Below are 19,373 nucleotides of genomic sequence, written 5' to 3' on the forward strand. Positions count from 1 at the left end.
AGAACGCCAAATCAATTTGCCAGAAAACCGGCGTCAGACCCGCCCAAACCGGCAAAAATCTATACTTGCAGCCGCACAAAACCGATTCTCGCTCAGCGACTTATGTGTTCTTCACGGATGACAATCTAGCAAAGGCTACTGTCAGATCACTCAAACACTCCCGAAAACCCCGCGTATCGTCAATGCGTTAGTTCCAAACGCTTAAGTGCCATTCTTGATACTAGCTGCGATTTCGCGATTAAAATTTCGCACTTGGCATACCATCCATTGGTGTGCATACTTGCAGTTTATGTCAATACTCGCGCACTTTGAGAAATGACATTTCGTAGACCGAACATTTGACCTCAGATTCTGATCAACGTAACCGATCGTCTTAAGCGAATACCAGCGCCGTTTGAAGACGCTAGGAACGTGTCTGGGGCTAGTGGATCGCTAGCGTTCTAGTTTGCTCGGAAGCTGACGACGGCCTGGACGATAGAATGCTGTGGACACACTGCGTTCGGGAGCAAGCCTTGAATGATCGATAAGGCGACCGTTGCGGATGCGATCAAGGCCGCCCCCCAGGCGGCCGACGAAGCGCTGTTCGCCTTGCAGTGTGGAGATTTCCCGCCCCTGACCATGGCAGCGTTCGCAGGCGCAGCACGCTACCTCAATCGCGATGTCTCGGATCTCGCTGCCGACGAAATCGAGCGGCTCGGCCTGTTGGATGCATTCGCGCAAGCGCTGAGGGCGCGCGGCGTCGATGTTCAGGCCGAGGATACCGGCCTCGCCGATATGAACGTCCCGGTCGACGAACTGAAGAAGTTCGTTCCGCGAGGCAGCGCCTTCCGCTGCCGCGTGCTGGTCGATCACGGCTTCAGCGGGTCCGGCTGTCTGGTGAGCCCCAGTCTGGTGCTGACAGCCTGGCATGTCATCAGCGACTGGCGACCGACTGCCCCGGACCCGCAATACAAGGCGACCGAGGTCTTGCTGTCCGATGGGACCAAGCGCCGCGTGCTGCCGAAGCCGGTCTATCAGTCGCCCTGCACCGAGGCCGAATACGACGGAACACTGCCATCCGACGGCAGCGCGTTTAAGGACCACAACGACGTTGTGCTGCTGAAGCTGGAACGGCCCGATGGGATGCGACTCGGCTTCGCCGGACTTCCAAAGGAATGCCCCCCTCCGCTGTCGCGGTCCTCGATCCTGCTACTGCATTTTCCGAACGGTGGCGATCTTGGGTTCGGCTGGGGGCATGTCAACAGGGTCCGCGGCAACCCTTACCGCTGGAAGCATGACGTAGGGGCGGATCAGGGCTCGTCTGGCGGACCATGTTTCAACGCGCATTTCTCGCTGGCCGGGCTGCATCAGGGCAAATGGCTACCGGACCGGCGACTGGTGCCAGCCAATATCTTCATCGACGACAAGCTGCGCGAATTGATCGAGCACGACATCGCGCCTCCGGCGTTGTGGTCGCTCGATGGCTCCGCGCAGGGCCAGCTGGTTTTCGGACGCGACCTGTTCTTCGAAGCGATCGCTGCTGCGAGCCGGCCGGACAGTCGGATCCGCGGCATTCGCGTCAAGCGGCGCGACGTCGCGCAGGGCACCAGCGGCCTCGCCTTCTCGTTCGAAATGCTGACACTGACGCTGGCGCGCAATCCAGGCACCCACCGCACGGTGCGCATCAATTTCGATACGCAGTTCGCCGACCTGCTCGACGACATCCGCCGCCGGGCGATCCTGGTCGGGATCGACGTCGCACCGGTGGAAGCCGGCGCCGGCGCCCGCGCCGGTGACACCACGCTCGAAGCCTCGATCAACGACCGCGCCCGCGACCTCGCCGCAAAGCTCAACGCGATCGGCGAGCGGGACCGGCAACTGATCTGGTTCCTGTTCGACAATCCGACCGCCGGTCTCAACGACTCGGACCGCTTTGCCTTCGAGGCCTTCATCGCGGCCGCACTGCAACACCCCCGGTTGCGGCTGGTGCTGACCGGCTTCGAAACCATCACCACGCCCGGCGAGGAATTCGCCAATGCCGGGCTCGCCGAAATCGAGGGGGCGCCCGGCCTCGTGGTCGAATATTTCGGGGTGTTCAATCGCGGCGATGTCGATCAGCTGCTGACACGTGCTTGTCGCGACTTCGGCGTGGCCTCCGATCCGGCGGTGATCGCCGACCGCACCAATCAGATCCTTCAGGGACTGAATTCGATCAACGGACAGTACTCCACCGCCGATCTGAAGGCCGTCAGCGACCGCGCAGCGCCGCATCTAGACTATCTGAAATCCCTGGCGGGAGGGAACGCGTGAGCGACACTGACCCGTTTGCCTCCGCCGTCGAGCATGCGCGCTGGTTTGCGGCGCTGTCGGGGCCGTTCGATCCGAAGGATGCGTTGACGGTAAGCGTCCAATCCGACGTTGGCGCGACCAACGAGGCGGCCGCGATCAATGTCGCCTCGCAGCTGTCGCAGAATTGCGACACCGCCCTGGCGGAAAGCGATTCCCACTGGTTGATGCGCGGCGCCGACCGGCGCTGGGTGATCGCCGATCTGCGCAAGGAGAATCGGCTCGAAGAGGCGATCGCCTGGCGCAATGCGCAACAGCCGTTCGACGCGCCGGCACAAGACGTGATCGCGGCGCTTCGCGGCACCGGCGAATTGTCCGTCGCGGCGCTCGAGGCCAGGCTGGCCGCGGTCGACGATCGGCCCGACGACCGCAACGAATTCGAGCGGTACGTCCGCGCGCTCGAATGGGCCGGACCGGACGCTCCGGCTTACGGCATGCTGGAGAAGCTGCGCGCCGTGATCAACCGCGCCGACGACCGCCGCCGCGGGGACACGCTACTCGCGCACGGCTTCCATGGCCGCGACCAGCAACGCCAGTTGCTGCAGGATTGGCTGGCCGCGCCGCTTCGCGCGCCGCCGGTGCTAGCCCTGTTCGTGACTGGGCTGCCCGGCATCGGCAAATCGGCCTTGCTGGAATCGGCGATCCGCGAACAGCGCGCCACCCAACAACCGATCATCGTGCGGCTCGATTTCGATCGGCCGACGCTCGACGTGCTGGATCAGGTCGGCCTGACGCTCGAGGCCGCGCGTCAGATCGCGGCCCAACTTCCGGACCAGGCCGGCGCGCTGCGGGAGCTTCGTCTCAGAGCGGCGAGCGCCGGCTCGGGTAGCGACAACGAGGCGCTGAAGGGTCGCGGCCGTGACTCGGTCCCGAGCGAACTCGTCGCGATGCTCGGCGGCGCGGTATCGAATTCGGGGCGGAGCGTCGTGGTCGTGCTCGACACCTGCGAGGTACTGCGCGGGCGCGGCGAAACCCATCCGCGGCGGCTGTTCATATGGCTCGACGTGCTGGTCTCGCTTGGGCTGGCGCCGATGGCCGTAATCGCCGCCGGACGCGGCGACGCCTTCGACTCCGCGCCGGAACGGATCGGCCGCCGGCTCGCCCTGGAACCACTCGCGCCCGAGACGACCGAGCTGATGCTGGATCAAGCAGACGTGCCCAGCGCGGCACGATTCCAGCTCCGCGCCTTCGCCAAAGGCAATCCATTGTTGCTGCGGCTGGGAAGCGCCGCGCTGATCGCGGCGCCCGAAGCCACGGCGGTGCCGATGATCGGAGGTCGGCGGCAATTCCGGCGGCTGGGTGGCATAGCGCTCGGCGCGGCGCCGAAAGCCGAGGTCCCGAGCAAACGAAGCCGGAAACCACAATCGAAAGACCTCGTCGCCGCGCATCTCTATCGTTTCCTGCTGTCACGCATTTCGGGTCCCGCCCTGCGCCGGATCGTCGATCCGGGATTGCTGATCCGCCGGATCAATTTCGAGGTGATCCGCGACGTCCTGGCGCCCACGCTCGGCCTGAAGCGAATCGGGGATGCCCGCGCCAAGAATCTCGCCGATCAGCTCGAGTCGCAGAACTGGCTGATCGAGCGCGGCGCGGACGGCTGGCTGCGGCAACGCGCGGCGCCGCGCGCCGAACTCGTGCCGCTGCTCTATGCGTCGAAGCCGGCGCTATGCGCGAAGCTCGATCGAGCTGCGGCCGAGTGGTTTGCGCGCGCGACCGAGCCGCCGCAGCCGTGGCGTCTGGTTGAAGCCACCTATCACCGTCTGCAACTGCTGCGGCGCGGCGAAGCGGCGCCGAAGATCGATCGCGACACCGCGCTCCGGGTCGACGACGCAACGCTGGCCGAATTGCCGGATGCGGCACGCGACGCCGTGCTGCATGCGCGCGGCCAGCGTTCGACGGCCGCGCGCGGCAGCTCCGCGGCGAGGCGCACGAAATCGGCGAAGCCCGATCCACGTTCGGTGAAGGATCTGCAACTCACCATCGAACGCGGTGACTGGATCGAGGCGGCCGATCTCTACGCGCGAGAGTTCGAGAAGGCGACGATCGATCCAGCCTCAGAGGCGGGCGACGCGGTCCGCACGCTGCTGTGGCGGACCGGGCGCTGGCAGCAGGCGCGCGCGATGTTGCGGCAGTTGGACGCGAAGCAGCACGACGACAGTGACATCCGGGCGCTGCGGCCCGACGACGCGCTGGCCCGGATTGAGATGCGCGCCGAACTCAGCTTCAAGGCCGCGACCAGGCGGCTCGTCATCGACGGCGCATGGCGCGAGTGGGTGCAGGTTATCGTCGGCCGCGGCGCCAAGACCGAGATGACCGAAGGGGCGCTGGGTTTTGCGCTCCGCGCCGCCGGCGTACCTGTATCGGCATCGTGGCGGCATATCGATCCGGTCGCCGCTGCCTTCGAGCAATGGGCGGATAATTCGTCGGGGACCGCGACTGCAAACGCCTTGGCGGCGGCCGCGGCTCGCCTCGCCCGACGCCTGCCGCAAGGGCTTGCCTCGAATCCGCAAACTGCCACCGCCGTCGGTTCGCCGACGGGGCCTGATCAAGCAACCGTGCGACGACTGATGGTGCATTCGCCCTACGCGGCTTCGCTCTGTCTGCTGGCGCAACTCGAGGTCAGCCGGCGGCTGACGACGCACGCCCGTGCGGCGCTCATCGCCCTCGCCAAATGCGATCTTCCGCTCAACAGCGGCCTCGCCGGCATCGCCGTCAACCCGAACGGGCCCGCGCAAGAGCCGATCGAGATCCTCAGCGATGTCGGGCTCGTCAACGAGTGGGCCGGGGCCGCATCTTTCGTGCTCGGCGGCAGGGACTGCGCATCGATCGCCAAGAGCGCCGAGACCTGGCGACGGACGATGTGCGGACATTGGTCGTACGGACGCGCGCCCGAGGGCTGGCACGACGCGGAATCGAAATTCGAGCTCGATAGTCTCACGACGGCGCGGGTGCAGGAATTGCTCGGTGCCGGCGATCCGGGCTCGGCGAGCCGGTCGCTGCTGCTGGCATGGTCGAGCGCCGAGGACGCGCTGCCGCAAAAATTGCGAGCACGCCTTGCTGCGCTTGCAGCGCGCGCCCGCAGCGCGACGGCGCGTCGCAAGGGCGAGACGCGCGCGCTCGAGGCCGCCCGTACGCTGATGAAGGCCGGCGTACCCGCAGCCTTCATTCCCGCTTTGTCGACGCTCGTCGCAACTAATCAGAAACTTTGAAAGGACACATCATGGGTGAAGAGACGCTGAATCGACTCGAAACCATCCGCGCATCGCGTCCGGGAATGTTCGAGGCCGCAATCAAGGCCGTGGCAAACGGGCGGATCGATCCGGAACGATTCGGTCTGACCAAGAAACAGATCGAGGACGCCGCCCAGGCGCGTCCGCGCGGGCTGGAATCGGTTGGCATCCCTAGGGAACGACTGGTCGGCCTGGAAGCGATCGTCAAACTCATCGGTCGACCGCCTTTGCTGATCCGCAACAACGCAGTCGAATTGCAACCGCTCGACGATTTTGCGGTCGGCACCGACGCGAAGATCAAGGCGGTCGAGCCGTTCATCCCGTCCGTCGGGCGCATCGAATTCATCAATCACAGCAAGGCGTGGGGCGGCACCGGATGGGTGGTGGACAAGAAGCCGGACGGCCACCTGATTCTCACCAATCGCCACGTCGCGAAACTCGTCGCCAAGCGCGGCAGCGACGGAAGGCCGGTATTCATGCGCTCGCCGGCCACCGGCGTGAAATACCGCGCGCAGGTGGATTTCAACGAGGAAGTCGGCGCCCAGCCGGAGGATGCCCTAGTCGCCACTGCGATCGAGATCGTCTATCTCGCCGACGACCTTGCCGCCGATATGGCGCTGCTAAAGGTCAAGCAGGTCGCCGGCGCCGCCTGGAGGATGCCCGATCCGATTCCGCTCGCCGACCGTGAAGCAGCCCATGGCGAGCTGGTCGCGCTGGTCGGCTATCCCGCCTACGATTCGCGCAACGACGCCGACGCGATGCACCGCTATTTCGCGGATCTGTACGACGTCAAGCGGTGCTCTCCCGGAAAAATCATCAAGGTGACGGCAGGCGCGGTGCTCAGCCACGACTGCACGTCGCTGGGCGGAAATTCGGGCTCGAACCTGATCAGCCTCGAGCAGAAGGCGGCCGTCGGTCTGCACTTCGCCGGCGTCTACGGCGTCGAGAACAGCGCGGTCGGCGTGACGACGATCAAGCAGTTGCTGGCCGGCAATCTGGTGACGGTCGGCCAGATTGCGGGTGGCGAAGGCGTCGAGGCGGCCGCCGACGGCGTGCACAATCCGCAGGACCTCGCCGACCGGGGCGGCTTCGATCAGGATTTCCTCGGCGCCGGACTCACAGTGCCGTGGCCGAAGCTACCGGCCACCATCGAGCAGGATCTCGCCAAACCATCAGACGCCACCGCCGACCGGCCGCACGAGCTCCGCTACACCCATTTCGGCGTGAAATTCTCCGCCGCCTTCAAGCTGCCGGTCATCACCGCCGTGAACATCGACGGGGAGAACTCGGTGCAAATCAAGCGCAGCGCCGACAAGTGGTTCTTCGACGCGCGCATCGACAAGAAACTCCAGCACGGCCAGAAAGCCTACAAGGACGCCGAAATCGACCGCGGCCACATGGTGCGCCGCGAGGATCCGAACTGGGGCGACGAGGCGGAAACTGCCAACGGCGACACCTTCCACTACACCAATTCGGCCCCGCAGCACTCGCGGCTCAACCAGGGCAAGCAGCTCTGGCAGGGGCTGGAGAACTACGTTCTGGACAGCGCGCGTACCCACGGTTTCAAGGCCTGCATCTTCACCGCGCCGGTGTTTTCCGACGACGATCCGGTGCTCGAGGAGGAGCAGGTCCGGGTGCCGCTCGAATTCTGGAAAGTCGTAGTCATGGTCGACAGCGAGCAGGAGAAGCTGCACGCCACCGCTTACCTGCTGAGCCAAGGCCAGATGATCCGCCAGTTATTGGAAGATCGCGATCGCTCCGAAGCAGTCGAAGGCTTCACGCTCGGTGCCTATCGGACCTTCCAGATCTCGCTCGCCGATCTCGAAGCCGCGACCAAATACGACTTCGGCGCGTTGAAGGACGCTGACCCGCTGGCGCAAGCGCCGGGAGCCAACGAAGCCGTCGCCGCCAAGGTGCCGGTGTTCGTGCCGATCGAGACCGTCGGCGACATCGTTCTGTGACGCCACCTCGCTTTCGGGCAATGACCGCCCGAGAACCGTCGCGGCTGCGCCTGCGCGCTCCGCGGCAAGTCAAACGGACGCGGCCATCGCATCAACAACGAGCAGGAAGTAATGAGCGATACAGCGAATGACGGCGCCGACAACGATCCGCGTTTCGACCTGTCGAGCGCACCCGCCGAGGAACTGGCGCAGGAGGTCGACGGCAGCGATATGCACGTCGATCCGCTGGCGCCACCGGAGGCTGGGCTGGAAGCGGTGATACGACAGTGGCGCGTCGCCAAATCGCTAGAGCGCCTGCGCGCCCAGATCAACGCCGCGTTCCCTCACCGCAGCAAGGCGAGCGATGGAACGATCGGCGATCCAGCGCATCAGAGCCGATCGTCGGACCACAATCCCTGGGTTGTCGATGGTGCTATCGGCGTGGTGACGGCGTTCGACGTCACGCATGATCCGGCCAATGGTTGCGACGCCGGCAAGATCGCGGCGGCGCTGCGCGCGAGCAAGGATTCGCGGCTGAAATACATCATCTGGAATCGCCGGATTGCCAACGCCTCGGCGGTCGGCGCATCACCGGCCTGGACCTGGCGCACCTATACCGGAACGAACCCGCACAACCACCATTGCCATATCTCGGTGCGCCCGGAGAAGGCCGCTTTCCACGATGCGCAAGACTGGACCTTCCAGGGCCAGCAATTGCCCGAGGAAGCGCTGGCGGAGAATGCCGAAGACGCCGAGCGGACGCTGATCGCCGCCGATCTGGCCGCGCTGCCCGGCAACGACGACCGTCCGCTGCTCGAACGCCTGGTCGATGCGCAGGACGAGATCGGTTCGCTGCTTGCCACCCATGCGGCGAAGACCCGCCAGGCCCGAGCAGAGGACACTGAAGAGGCGCCGCGTCCGACCTTCGAGCAACTCAGGCCGGAATACGAAGCACTTTGGGCAGGTTGCGTTGTCCGTCACGAACGCGCCGGCGAAGTCGCCTGGCATCGCAACAAGCTGTTGCAGTACAAGCCGCGCTATGAGCAAGTCGGCGCGGCGACCAGAGCGCCGTGGTGGTTCATCGGCATCGTCCACGCGCTGGAAGCAAGCTTCAATTTCCAGGGGCACTTGCACAACGGCGACCCACTCAGCGTGCGGACAGTCAACGTCCCCGCCAACCGGCCGCGACAGTGGAATCCGCCTAACGACTGGGCGTCCAGCGCTATCGACGCCATCACCGGAGAGGGTTTCGCGGGATAGACCGACTGGAGCCTGGCGCGGGCGCTGTATCGCTTCGAAGGCTATAACGGGTTCAGCTATCACACCAAGGGGATCAATTCACCCTATCTGTGGAGCTTCTCCAACCAGTACACCAAAGGCAAATTCGTGCGCGACGGCGTCTACGATGGAAATGCGGTATCTGCGCAATGCGGCGCCGCCGTGATGCTGAAGGCGCTGCAGACCGCGGGCGACGTGCATCTGTGAAACGTGGCGCCGGCCGTGGCTCGCGTCGCGCTATCGCGACGCCGGCGCGGCCGGAGCTGACGGGTCGGCGGGCGTGGCGTCCGGAGTCGCGGGCGCCGTCGGCGGCGGGTCCGTAGCAGCAGGCGCGGTTGGCGGCGTGCCCGTAGCGGGGGCGGTCGGCGCTTCATCCGGCTCGCCCCGATTGCGGCGGCCGATCAATGCGAGCGCGGCCGGCGGAATCGTTTCCGCATAGGCGAACTTGCCCCGCGCGCCCTGCCAGATGCCGCTATAGCTGACACCGATCACCTTGCCGGTCGCCAGATCGAGCAGCGGACCACCGCCGACGCCCCCCGTTGTGCTGATGTCGGTCGTGTAGAGCGCGTGTGCGCTCGGCACGCCGGCAACGCCGGCCTTGCTGAGCGCAAGGATGCGGCCGGGCATCATACGTTGCCGCCCTGACAGGTCTTGCAACAGCCTATCGACGAATTCAGTCGGCAGGCGGGCGTCATTGAAAGGATAACCGATCACGTAGGCGTATTTACCGACGATGGCGTTCGATTCCGGCGACGGATCGGTCACCGCCAAAGGTGGATCCAGCACGGGATCGTGTGCGTCGATCTGCATCAGCACGATCTTGAAGCCGTCCTTGGCGCCGTCATAGATCATTTCGCCGATCGCGAAGCTGCTGCCGCAATCCGCCCTGCTAGGTCCGAGGCACAGGCGCGGCCGCGCTGCGCCAGGCGGCGACTCCGCGTTGGGCTCCCTTCGCGCCGCGTTCATGACGTGGCTGGCCGTCATGATCATGCCGGGCGCGACGATGGAAGCCGTGCCGATCGGCTGACCATCGGCACCGACCACAATCCCAGTCGCCGCCGCCGCGACGACGATCTCGCCGGTATGGCGGTTCAGCAGCCCGGCCCAGTTTTCCGGCGCATCCTTCGGCACGCCGTTGTCGAGAATGATCGCGGGACGAGCCAGGGCCTGCGCGGCCAGCCGCTTGGTCTCTTCGGGCAAGTCGCGCAATTGCGCGCTTTGCATCGCGTAGCGCAGCCGGTCTTCCTGCACGTCGATCAATTCGTTCGGCGTCCGCCCGGTCTCTGGAAGCAGTTCGAGCAAGTCGGCGCGCAGACGATAGAGGTCCGGAAGCACGGAGCGATCGCCGAAATGCGCATGCAGCGACGCGGCGCGGCGGCGTACCACCGCGATCTGCGCGGCTTCGAGCCCGGTGTCGCTCTTCGCCTTGTCTTCGAGCGCATAAAGATCGGCGAGCGCCGCGGCAAAATCGCAGAGCTGGGTCCGGGGGACCGCCGCGAGGGTCCTGTCGGTGCTCGCTGCGCGCGCCCAAGCGATCGCACATGCGATATAGGCGGCGGACTCCTGCACACTGCTGCGACCAGGTACCAGGAATTGGGTCTGGGCAGGATTGCCATCGGCCGGCGCAGGCGCGCGCGGCCAATCGACCGCGGCGAGCACCGCCCCGTCGCGCTCCGTGACATGACCCTGCACCTCGTTTGGCGCCAGGAATCCGCGACGGACGGCCGTCAGCACCTGCTTCAGATTGATGCTCTGCACGGTAATATCGACGCCCGCCAAGGCCTCCGGCGGCAATTGCAGCGGCGCCAGACCCGCGATCGCGTAAGTGACATCGGTCGGCGCCTGGACGGAGCGGCGCGCCAGATAGCCGTTCATCTGCTGGGCCAGTATCGCCTGCGCCGCAACGATACGTTTCGGAAATGCCTCGCTCGCCGGGTCGTCCCTGCCGGTATCGGTGACGACGTCGAATGCGCCGATATAAACCCGCGTGTCCAACCACACCGTCCACAATTCGCGCGCCGCCATTCCCGCAATGCCCAATAACAGGACGCTATACATCAACTTAAGAAGGAGGCTCATCATGATCCCGGCACCCATCTTGGCGAGCCTGTCCTGCAGGAACATCGGCGATACGGCCGCCCCAACAGTCCTACGAACCAATTTACGCCGAGCGAGCCAAATCCTAACGACACGCTTGATTGCCGCCCAATGGACTGCTCACACTACGATGATAGGCCTTTCGTCAGCCCCTCGGGAGGCGAGGCTTCCCAGAATGGCGTCACTCCCTGTCGCGTAAGTCGGTCGATAATCTTTCCGATCGGGATTGCTTGATTGAAGTCCGCTCTGACATAGCGATCGTCACCGCCCGCGTGGTGCAACGCAACGAGAGACATTGCTGCCGAAAAGCAGGGAGAACCGGATGAGCCGGGGAGCGTGTTTGCGCTGTGCCGAAGCCGGCGGCCGCCTCCCACCAATTCCAGCATCGCTCCCATGGTCAATTTGAGCGGCTGCAATTTCCAATCCAATGGACTTTGCGGATGCTGCAGAACGAACATCGGATCTCCAGGTTCGATCAGTCCGGCCGCCAGTTTGACCCAACCGCGTGGCTCGGCGGACGGATTGGCTCCCGATCCGGCCGGGGCATTTCCAATGTCAGCACCCAACTTCAAGAGCGCGTAGTCGCACTCGTCGTCGGTCGGATCGCCAATGGCAAGATTCGGGTCATTCGGACTTGGCGGGCTCGAATCGACCGGCTCAAGCCGAGCCGGAACCGCCACGCCTTGGCTTATGACCTTTCCGTCTGCCGAGGCGGCAAAGTCAAACCGGCACGCCAGTGTGCTCGTCGCAGACGCATTTGCGATGACGTGTTGGTTGGTCAGGATGTAGTCCGGCCCAACCAGCACGCCGGACCCAAATCCGATGCCGTCGATTTCAATCGAGCACACCTGAAGTTCGATCCGTCCGAGCCGGGACCGCAATGCGGCAGGATCCTGAAAGGGAACTCCTGGGCGCACGATTTTTTCGAGCTCCATTGCAGCTACCGCTACCGGCAAATCGCGCGCGCTGGTCACTGACAGCGACTGAGCCACCTCGAATAGTTTGGGATTGCCAGGATTCGTCGTCCGCGCCGCACGAACCAGATCGAGGGTCCAGCCTTGCATCTCGGATTTCTCAATCAGTTTAAAGACGACAGCGTCGATATCATCGGGCCCGGCAATGCGCGAAAGCTGCTTGTCCAACTCGAACTTCAACATCATGGCCAATGTCACGCGATCGAAGGCATCGACCAGAGCTTGGTGTAAGGACTTGAATTGCGACCCGGTCAACAATTTCGACTGTGTTCCGGTCAAAGGCATGGGGCTGCCTGCAATTGGATGCTGACTGCGGAAATCAAAACTTCTTGTGCCGCAACGCAAGGTTAAAAAAAATGCTAGCTACCATCAATGATTGCGCTATATTCGTAGGTTGGCAAGATATTTTGCCGAGATAATTTCTGCGCCGCCACCATTTTGATGGCAGCATTTCTGGCGCACTCGCTAATTTGTGTCGTGGCATCGGCCGATCAAAGAGATCGTTCGATACGTAGTTTGATTGCGATGAAAGCATTTTGACGACGGAGGAGCCGGAATGCCTCAGTTCAAGCTGGACGGAAAGCGCCGGAGACTTCTTCAGACAGCTCTTGTCACAGGGTTTTCCGACTTCACACTGATCCAATTGTTGAAATACAATAATCTACCCACGACGCGCATTGCCACTGGAGCCGATTTCGAGGCGCGAGTCTCCAGCCTGATCGACGTCGCCACCGAGGAAGGGTGGCTGATCAAGCTGTGCGAAGCTGTCGCCGCCGAGCCAGACGTCAGAAACGACGTCCGCGATGACATCCTTTCGGTACAACACTGGCTGGAACGAGACCCTCGCTCGCTGACCGTCGTGTTCAGTTGCTTGGGAACAGACAACGCGTGGGTACAGCATTTTCAAAGACATTTGGTCGGGGCGCTTCAACCTTGCGATAGCATCAGCACCCTCGCTCGTATTACCCAATCCAAGGACAACGCTCCGAGCATTTTCAGAGATATTGAGGATGCGAACATCTTCGTCGCATTCATTTCGAGGCGATACACCGACAACCCGCAAACCGTTGCGGAACTTCTCCGCGGGTTAAAATCCTTACGGGGCAGCGCAGTGGAGGTGGAACCTCGTCGGACGATGCTGGCGGTCGCGCTCGATAGGGACGGTCGGGATTGGCTTCACCGTAAAATGGCGGAAATCAGGACGCTTGATACCGAACGCGTGATCGTATCGGGCTTTTTCGACGACACAGGACGCAAACCGATCGCCAGCGGAACAGACCTCTCGGACTATATCGCACCGGAAATCGTCAACCTGGGCGAGAAGCTGCGAGGCTACTTTGACGATCCATGGAAGCCCGAACCGGTCGGCAAACTGCCGTCGCCGGATTTGGGAGAGAAAGTGCAAGACCCACCAGGGATCAAAGTTGACCGGAATCCGCCACGAGCGGCGAACTCGATCATCGTCCTGGGCGAGCCGAGGAATCCGTCCGCCGACGACGCCGTGGCTGCGACCGCCGAGTTGATCAAGGAGTTATCGGCGCTCAAGTTACCTTACGATCACTGGAAAGACGGTTGGCGCAAGGGCATTAAGCCGCTGGATCTTCTCAAGAGCCAACCGCTGTTCGTCCGCACCATCGTCGATACGAAGGCCGCAAGTGCCAGCAACCTGCTCGGCCGACTGTCCAGCGAACTGAATGTCTCATTTGGTTTCCAGTTCGACGACGAGGGCGACAAGGTCCGCGCTGTGACCGATCGGCCCAAGGTGCTTTGGCGGCCGAGTGGTCCCGATTGGACACCCGCTCTTGACGGCCCGCTGCTGTTCTCGAACACCGATCGGCCAGCCGAATTCGCCCAATGGCTCGCCCAGCAACTCGGCATCGACGTACCCACCAGCAAGGCCATCGTGCTGTACGAAGATCCCGCCAACAAGGGCGACACGGAGAATTCGTGCCGGCGCCTCGCTGTCGAAGAGAGTCTGCGCGCGGCGATCGGCGCCGGTGAGCCCCCAATCATGCCGGACTCCGCGCCGTTCGGTTATGAGCAGATGCAGGAGGTGATCAATTCTATCGGGAAGGAGCCGAACAAGCTAACGGTGATTGCGGTGCACGACATGCGAACGAAGGTCGACGATCAAGACGACACGCTGGGGCATTTTCGCGTCATCGATAGCCAGATCGAAGACAGCCTCTCGCGGAACCACGCCGGCAACGCGCCGCTGATGCGCGTCGCTGTGCTGTTCCGGAATTGGCGGCTCTTCCCAACGCTCGAATTCAGCAGCAACTCCCGAGTCAACAAATGGCAGTTGCTGCGCATCAAGAAGGCCGACGATGGCAGCCTCGTTCCGGACGCGGCAAATCTCGAACGGCTGCGAGACTATGCCACAAAACTTCGGATGTGAGTTCGCAAGATGAACGAACAGTTTCACGTCGATACGCGAGCTGCATTCTTCGCTGAATGGGACGCGGCTCGCGCCAAATCGGCATCGCCGAACGATCACACCATCCACGGATCCTCGTCCAGCTACCGCGGTGTATCGCCCTACCCTGGCCTCCGCAGCTTCCAGCCCGACGAAGCAGATCTATTTTATGGACGCGGCACCCAGATCAAGGAGTTGAGAGACCGGCTGACTGACCACAATGTCATCGTCGTTCTCGGTGGATCGGGTTCAGGCAAGTCTTCCCTGGTTCGCGCCGGACTGATCCCGCAACTCAACAGCACGGCCCCGATCGCCGGGCGTGCAGGCGCATGGTATGTCGTTGAATTTCGTCCGAAGACCGATCCGGTCACCGAATTGTTCGAGGCGCTGTTCAATCAGATCGTCGCACCGGTTTTGACCCCTCGGCCGACTGTCATCGAACAATCCAACGAGATCGAATCGCCCCGCGCCGCGTGGGTGCAGCGCATTGCCGCCCTCAATTCGGCGTTCGGACTTCAATGCGATCCAGACGCCAGTCCCGAGGTGATTACTGACGGCTATCGGAAGCGGCTTCGCGAAAAACTATTCGAAGGCGATGTCATCGATGTCGGCGCGCTGTTCGACTTCGTCGACGAGACGCTTCAGGAGTTCGACCGTGCCTTGTCCGGGGGCATGGTATCTGCCGCCCCGAACCTGCTGATCCTGATCGACCAGTTCGAGGAAGTCTTCAAGCCCAAAGTCGCCTCAGCGGGTCACGACACGCTGATGTCGCTGATCAACAGCGCCCACACCTACAAACCGTTCCACCTGTTCATTGTCGTCACGATGCGCAGCGAGGAATTGCACCGCTGTGCTGAGGTGCCCGGGTTAGCCGATGTGGTCAACAGATCATTGTACCTTGTCGACCTGATCGGCGGCAAAGACGTCGAACATGCGATCGTGGGACCGGCACGACGGTTGATGAAATCCTGGGAACTCGACGCCGGCGCCCCCGAGACCGGCCCGTACACCCGCCGGGCGTTGAGCAAGCTCCATCGCATCTTCGACGAAGCGCGGGACCGGTTGAGCCATCCTGCGGATCAATTGCCGCTGATGCAACATATGCTTCCGCTGGTCTGGGACAATGCCGTCACGCGCTGGCGCGCTACCACGGGAAACGGGCCGCTCGAGATCGACTTGCGCGATCTCGATTCTTTGGCGGGATGGGATGACGCAGAAGGGGCATTGATCGGCACACTCAATGCCCGGGCCGATTGGGTGCTGCAGGAGGCCATCAAGGTCGGCACCAACCAATCCAAATTGACATCGGATACGATCGAGCGACTTCTGCGCGTCGCCTTCTCCTGCCTTGCGCAACTTGACGACCGCGGCAACGTCGTGCGCGACTTCGCGACGCTCGACCAAATGCTGGCAGCATCAGGCGTTTACGAGCGGGAAACACAGGCAAAGCAGATCGAGTGCGGGAGAGCTCTGCAAGCTGCCATCGACGTGTTTCGACGCGCGACCTTGGTCAATGTCTCGCGGGCTTACGACGTCAACCATGAAGCCCTCATTCGTGGCTGGAAACGATACACGGGCTGGCTGCTCGATGCCCAGCGCCGCGCTGCCAGGCTCATCGGCGTCGACCAGCAGCTTCAACGCAAGGCGACTGTCGGCGACAAAGGAGCGTTCGCCGGCTGGATCGACAGCGTCACAGACTGGATCCTCGTCCAGAACCTCTCAAAGGCAGATCAAATCGTCGGTGACGAAACCAGCAAGGACCTGATGGACGTTGTTGGCAACAATCGGACCTTTAGCGATCAATGGGCGACAACGATCCTCGAAAAGCAAAGCAATTCTCCTGAATCGCAGCAGCGACAATCGAGCCTGACGAATCGTCTCACGGCGATCCGCACGACCATCAACAATGCAATCCGATTTCGTGACGGAGCACGTTATCGTCCGAGGAATATCCTCGCCGCATTGCTCGCTGCTGCAGCAGTACTCGTTGGCTGGATGTACTTGCAACATATGAAGACGACCGAGCAGGAACAACTCGCCGGTCAGTTCCGTTTCTTTCGCCTGCAGAACGAGGCGACATCCCCACCGGACGCTAGCAGCCCGCGCTATCCCGGAAAGGATCGGGAAACCTACGTTGCATTGGCGATGGAGCCGGCCCTTGGCAACAAAGCGCTCTCCGACGAGGCGACGATCGTGCTGCACAATTCAATGCGTTCGCTCGAGCAAGGAGCGAGAGCGGTCTTGTCGGACGTCTCCGTCCGCGTTGTTCCGAACGGAACAGCCGCTTCCCCAATCAACGCGGAACTCGCTGCGCTCGCTCCTTCGCCCAGTGAATGCGCAATCGTCGACCCTGAGCACCCGCGCGACCTTTTCACCCAGCGCGATCTCGGGATCCAGTTGAAACGTGTCGAACTGGCGAATGGTGTTCCGACCATTCAGACATTCCCGGTGTGGCGCACGTCTGGAGGAGACATCTTCCCAATCGAGTCGTCGAATTTCACGGGCCAGCCATTGCCCGCGGGATCACTTTTGTGTCTATCGCACGACGCGAACTGGCTACTAATGTGGCCGCCATTGCCCGAGGAGCAAAATCGCTCCCCGCCGCTGATTCAACGGATCATGTGGATTAGAACGGCACCGCGCATGGCGGCGCAGGATCAAAAATGGCATGCCGAAACCAATCCTCATCGTCGTCCCACGACATGGCAGAGCTATGAAGCTTTGCAAGCATCGGCGAACCCAGGTTACGCCGACCTGATATCAAGCGTTCATAACAACACGCAACCAATAAAGTCGTTTCATGCCGGTGACAGGGTCGGCTTCCTGCTTCCGCTGAAATCGCAGCAGACCGCCATCGTTTGGACGGCGGGAGGCACACTAAATCCAGATTCTGTGGACGACAAATGGCCGGCTGAACCATCGAGTTGTGCGTTCGTTCTGGTTGAGCGACCTGACCAGATCGGAAGACCTCAGACGCGCATGAACTGCAATATGGGCTCTTTCACGATCGAGGGTCGCAATCACCGTTTGCAAGCTGAATTCGATGAAAGAACAGATTCGCCCGGATGCAAAGGGAGCGCACAATGCGTTACGGAACTGCAGATCGTGTTCGACCCGCCCGATAGCACCGGCACCCCTTTGCGGACGACGATTTCCCACAGGTCATCTCGCGTGATCGGGGCCACCATCGCTGGCGGCTATCTTTGGGTGCGAGATGCCAATGGCCAGTCCTGGCGCTATTCTGTCGGGTCGAGTTCGATCATGCCTCTATTCGAACATCGCTGGCGCGATGTTGATCAGGCTATCTTCGAGAAGATTCCCTATTCGAACGCCTGCCAAGTCATGACGCTGAACGACAAAAGATGCGACGACTACAAGGTTCCAGGTTGGCCATCCCCATGAGGTCTTGGTCCATGAGCGATACGCGGCGACGATATCTGATGTCGACGGCTTCCACTGTCGCGATAGCCGGAATGCTGGCGCTTCCGATTGCCTCCGGCTCCCGGTCAGGCGAACCGACGAAGCCGATCCACCGGCTTTTCTCGATCCGCGACGCCTATCTTTCTGATCTCGCGGACCGGCAGACAACCAACGGTCCAGACATGACAGAACAGCGCATCGCTCAGTTTCCCAATTTTCCAAATTTCGGAAACTGGAGGAACAGGTGACGGCCGCGGATTATCGAGGGCGAACCCGTCTTCTCATTCTTCAGCCGACGCCGTTTTGTAACATCGATTGCGGCTATTGCTATCTCCCCGATCGCAACGATCGGCATCGCATGTCCTTTGATATTGTCGAGGCCGCAGTCCGACTGGTGTTTCAGCACGAACTTGCTGCACAAGACTTTACCGTCGTCTGGCATGGTGCAGAACCGCTCGTTCTGCCGGTGTCATGGTATCGGCACGCTTTCGCAGCGGCATCCCGCGGCGCCCCACAAGGAACGGTGCTGGCGCATGCCATGCAAACAAATGCGACGTTGATCAACGATGAATGGTGCGACTTTTTCCTCGAGAACTCGATCCGGGTCGGGGTGAGCATCGACGGCCCGGCGCGTCTCCATGACGCCAGGCGGCGGACACGATCAGGAAAAGCGACGCACGCACGCGTGGTCGAAGGCATCCAATTGCTGCAGCGGAAGAATGTGCCGTTCCATGTCATCTGCGTCATTGGCCAGCAGACACTGGACGCCGCCGATGAGTTGGCGGATTTTTTTGTGAGCCATGGAATTCGAGATGTGGGATTCAATATCGAGGAAATCGAAGGAGCCAACAAGACCTCGTCCCTGCAAGCGAGCGGGACACGCAACCGACTTGACAAATTTTTTGCACGGTTCTTTGGGCTTGCCCAAGCAGCGAACCCTCCACTCGTCATCCGAGAGCGTGAAGAGCTGCTCGGTGCGCTTCGCCACCCCGCTTTTGGTCTCCTCTCGCACAATCCCCAAAATGAAGCATTCGGATTTCTTTCGGTATCGTCGCGCGGCGCTGTCTTCACCTTCTCACCCGAACTCGCAGGTTTGCACAACGAGACATACGGCGACATGTCGATTGGTCGATTGCCCGAGGATGACTTGAACTCGCTCTTGGCTGGCGAGGCCCTCCGCAAAATGTGGACCGACATCGAAGTCGGGATCCACACGTGCCGAAATACATGCGAATACTTTGACCTATGTTTGGGCGGTGCGCCGGCCAACAAGCTAGCGGAACACGGCAGTTTCGCGGCGGCAGGGACTTTGCACTGTCATCTATACTACCAAGGCGTTGCCGATGCCGTGCTGTTTGATCTCGAACAACTGTTGAGTTGCCAAGCGCCTAGGGCTCAACTGCCACAAATCCGTACCGCTGCTCATGCTAACTGCGACGGCACGGCGGCATTGGATTGAAACCCCAAATAGTTGCATTCTTGCAGGTGCAGGAGCTGAGACGATGCGAACCAGTGCCGCATATGCCGTACGTCCGAATGCATAGATCTGCATTTCATCGTTCACATCCGCCAGGAAAGGTGCTGCACGCTGGATTGTTTTCAAAGGGACAAGCAGCCTCTATCTCATTTCGGTCAACCAATTTTTAGATCCCTTCGAGGGAGCGGTTGCCGTCCCGACCGGCGCGCCCCAACT

The 19,373-nt window shown here is 62.0% G+C and carries 10 protein-coding genes; 8 read left to right on the forward strand and 2 right to left on the reverse strand.

What is annotated here, in order from left to right; all coding sequences use genetic code 11:
• Positions 1–516: 516 nt before the first annotated feature.
• The 4 genes from HNR60_RS13875 to HNR60_RS13890 all read left to right on the forward strand — a co-directional run bounded on the left by HNR60_RS13875 (position 517) and on the right by HNR60_RS13890 (position 8,755).
• Positions 517–2,289: a trypsin-like serine peptidase gene (locus HNR60_RS13875; RefSeq protein WP_184258431.1), complete on the forward strand. Its 1,773-nt coding sequence runs from the start codon at positions 517–519 to the stop codon at positions 2,287–2,289.
• A complete protein-coding gene (locus HNR60_RS13880) occupies positions 2,286–5,534 on the forward strand; it encodes an AAA family ATPase (RefSeq protein ID WP_184258433.1) in 3,249 nt (1,082 codons plus the stop codon). The genes HNR60_RS13875 and HNR60_RS13880 overlap by 4 nt, the downstream gene beginning before the upstream one ends.
• Before the next feature lie 65 nt (positions 5,535–5,599).
• Entirely contained in the window at positions 5,600–7,516 is a 1,917-nt protein-coding gene (locus tag HNR60_RS13885) for a DNA/RNA non-specific endonuclease (protein WP_246432941.1), read from the forward strand.
• Between the two features lie 210 nt (positions 7,517–7,726).
• Positions 7,727–8,755, forward strand: a complete 1,029-nt coding sequence (locus tag HNR60_RS13890) for a hypothetical protein (RefSeq protein ID WP_246432942.1) — start codon at positions 7,727–7,729, stop codon at positions 8,753–8,755.
• Between the two features lie 255 nt (positions 8,756–9,010).
• On the opposite strand, the gene HNR60_RS13895 is transcribed toward HNR60_RS13890, so the two are convergent.
• On the reverse strand, positions 9,011–10,897 hold the full coding sequence (locus HNR60_RS13895; RefSeq protein ID WP_184258437.1) for a S1 family peptidase: 1,887 nt from the start codon (positions 10,895–10,897) through the stop codon (positions 9,011–9,013).
• Positions 10,898–10,995: 98 nt separating this feature from the next.
• Positions 10,996–12,129, reverse strand: a complete 1,134-nt coding sequence (locus HNR60_RS13900) for an effector-associated domain EAD1-containing protein (protein ID WP_184258439.1) — start codon at positions 12,127–12,129, stop codon at positions 10,996–10,998.
• 271 nt (positions 12,130–12,400) lie between these two features.
• Between HNR60_RS13900 and HNR60_RS13905 the strand changes: the two genes are divergently transcribed.
• From HNR60_RS13905 to grrM, 4 genes are read left to right on the forward strand one after another with little or no spacing between them, the layout of a single operon-like run.
• Positions 12,401–14,242, forward strand: coding sequence for an effector-associated domain EAD1-containing protein (locus HNR60_RS13905; protein WP_184258441.1), 1,842 nt, complete (start codon positions 12,401–12,403; stop codon positions 14,240–14,242).
• 9 nt (positions 14,243–14,251) lie between these two features.
• Positions 14,252–17,662, forward strand: a complete 3,411-nt coding sequence (locus HNR60_RS13910) for an nSTAND1 domain-containing NTPase (protein WP_184258443.1) — start codon at positions 14,252–14,254, stop codon at positions 17,660–17,662.
• A 38-nt stretch (positions 17,663–17,700) separates the two neighbouring features.
• The gene (locus tag HNR60_RS13915) at positions 17,701–17,928 is read left to right on the forward strand and encodes a hypothetical protein (protein ID WP_184258445.1); all 228 of its coding nucleotides are present in this window, start codon (positions 17,701–17,703) and stop codon (positions 17,926–17,928) included.
• Positions 17,925–19,139: a cyclophane-forming radical SAM/SPASM peptide maturase GrrM/OscB gene (grrM, locus tag HNR60_RS13920; RefSeq protein WP_347339343.1), complete on the forward strand. Its 1,215-nt coding sequence runs from the start codon at positions 17,925–17,927 to the stop codon at positions 19,137–19,139. Before HNR60_RS13915 ends, grrM begins: the two co-directional genes overlap by 4 nt.
• Positions 19,140–19,373: the final 234 nt, after the last annotated feature.

Source organism: Rhodopseudomonas rhenobacensis (genome assembly GCF_014203125.1).
In the GTDB taxonomy this organism is placed as follows: Bacteria; Pseudomonadota; Alphaproteobacteria; order Rhizobiales; family Xanthobacteraceae; genus Rhodopseudomonas_A; species Rhodopseudomonas_A rhenobacensis.

Coding starts and splice junctions, on each gene's coding strand:
- HNR60_RS13875 (WP_184258431.1), top strand. CDS start 517: ATGATCGATAAGGCGACCGTTGCGGATGCGATCAAGGCCGCCCCCCAG.
- HNR60_RS13885 (WP_246432941.1), top strand. CDS start 5,600: ATGTTCGAGGCCGCAATCAAGGCCGTGGCAAACGGGCGGATCGATCCG.
- HNR60_RS13890 (WP_246432942.1), top strand. CDS start 7,727: ATGCACGTCGATCCGCTGGCGCCACCGGAGGCTGGGCTGGAAGCGGTG.
- HNR60_RS13895 (WP_184258437.1), bottom strand. CDS start 10,897: ATGTTCCTGCAGGACAGGCTCGCCAAGATGGGTGCCGGGATCATGATG.
- HNR60_RS13900 (WP_184258439.1), bottom strand. CDS start 12,129: ATGCCTTTGACCGGAACACAGTCGAAATTGTTGACCGGGTCGCAATTC.
- HNR60_RS13905 (WP_184258441.1), top strand. CDS start 12,401: ATGCCTCAGTTCAAGCTGGACGGAAAGCGCCGGAGACTTCTTCAGACA.
- HNR60_RS13910 (WP_184258443.1), top strand. CDS start 14,252: ATGAACGAACAGTTTCACGTCGATACGCGAGCTGCATTCTTCGCTGAA.
- HNR60_RS13915 (WP_184258445.1), top strand. CDS start 17,701: ATGTCGACGGCTTCCACTGTCGCGATAGCCGGAATGCTGGCGCTTCCG.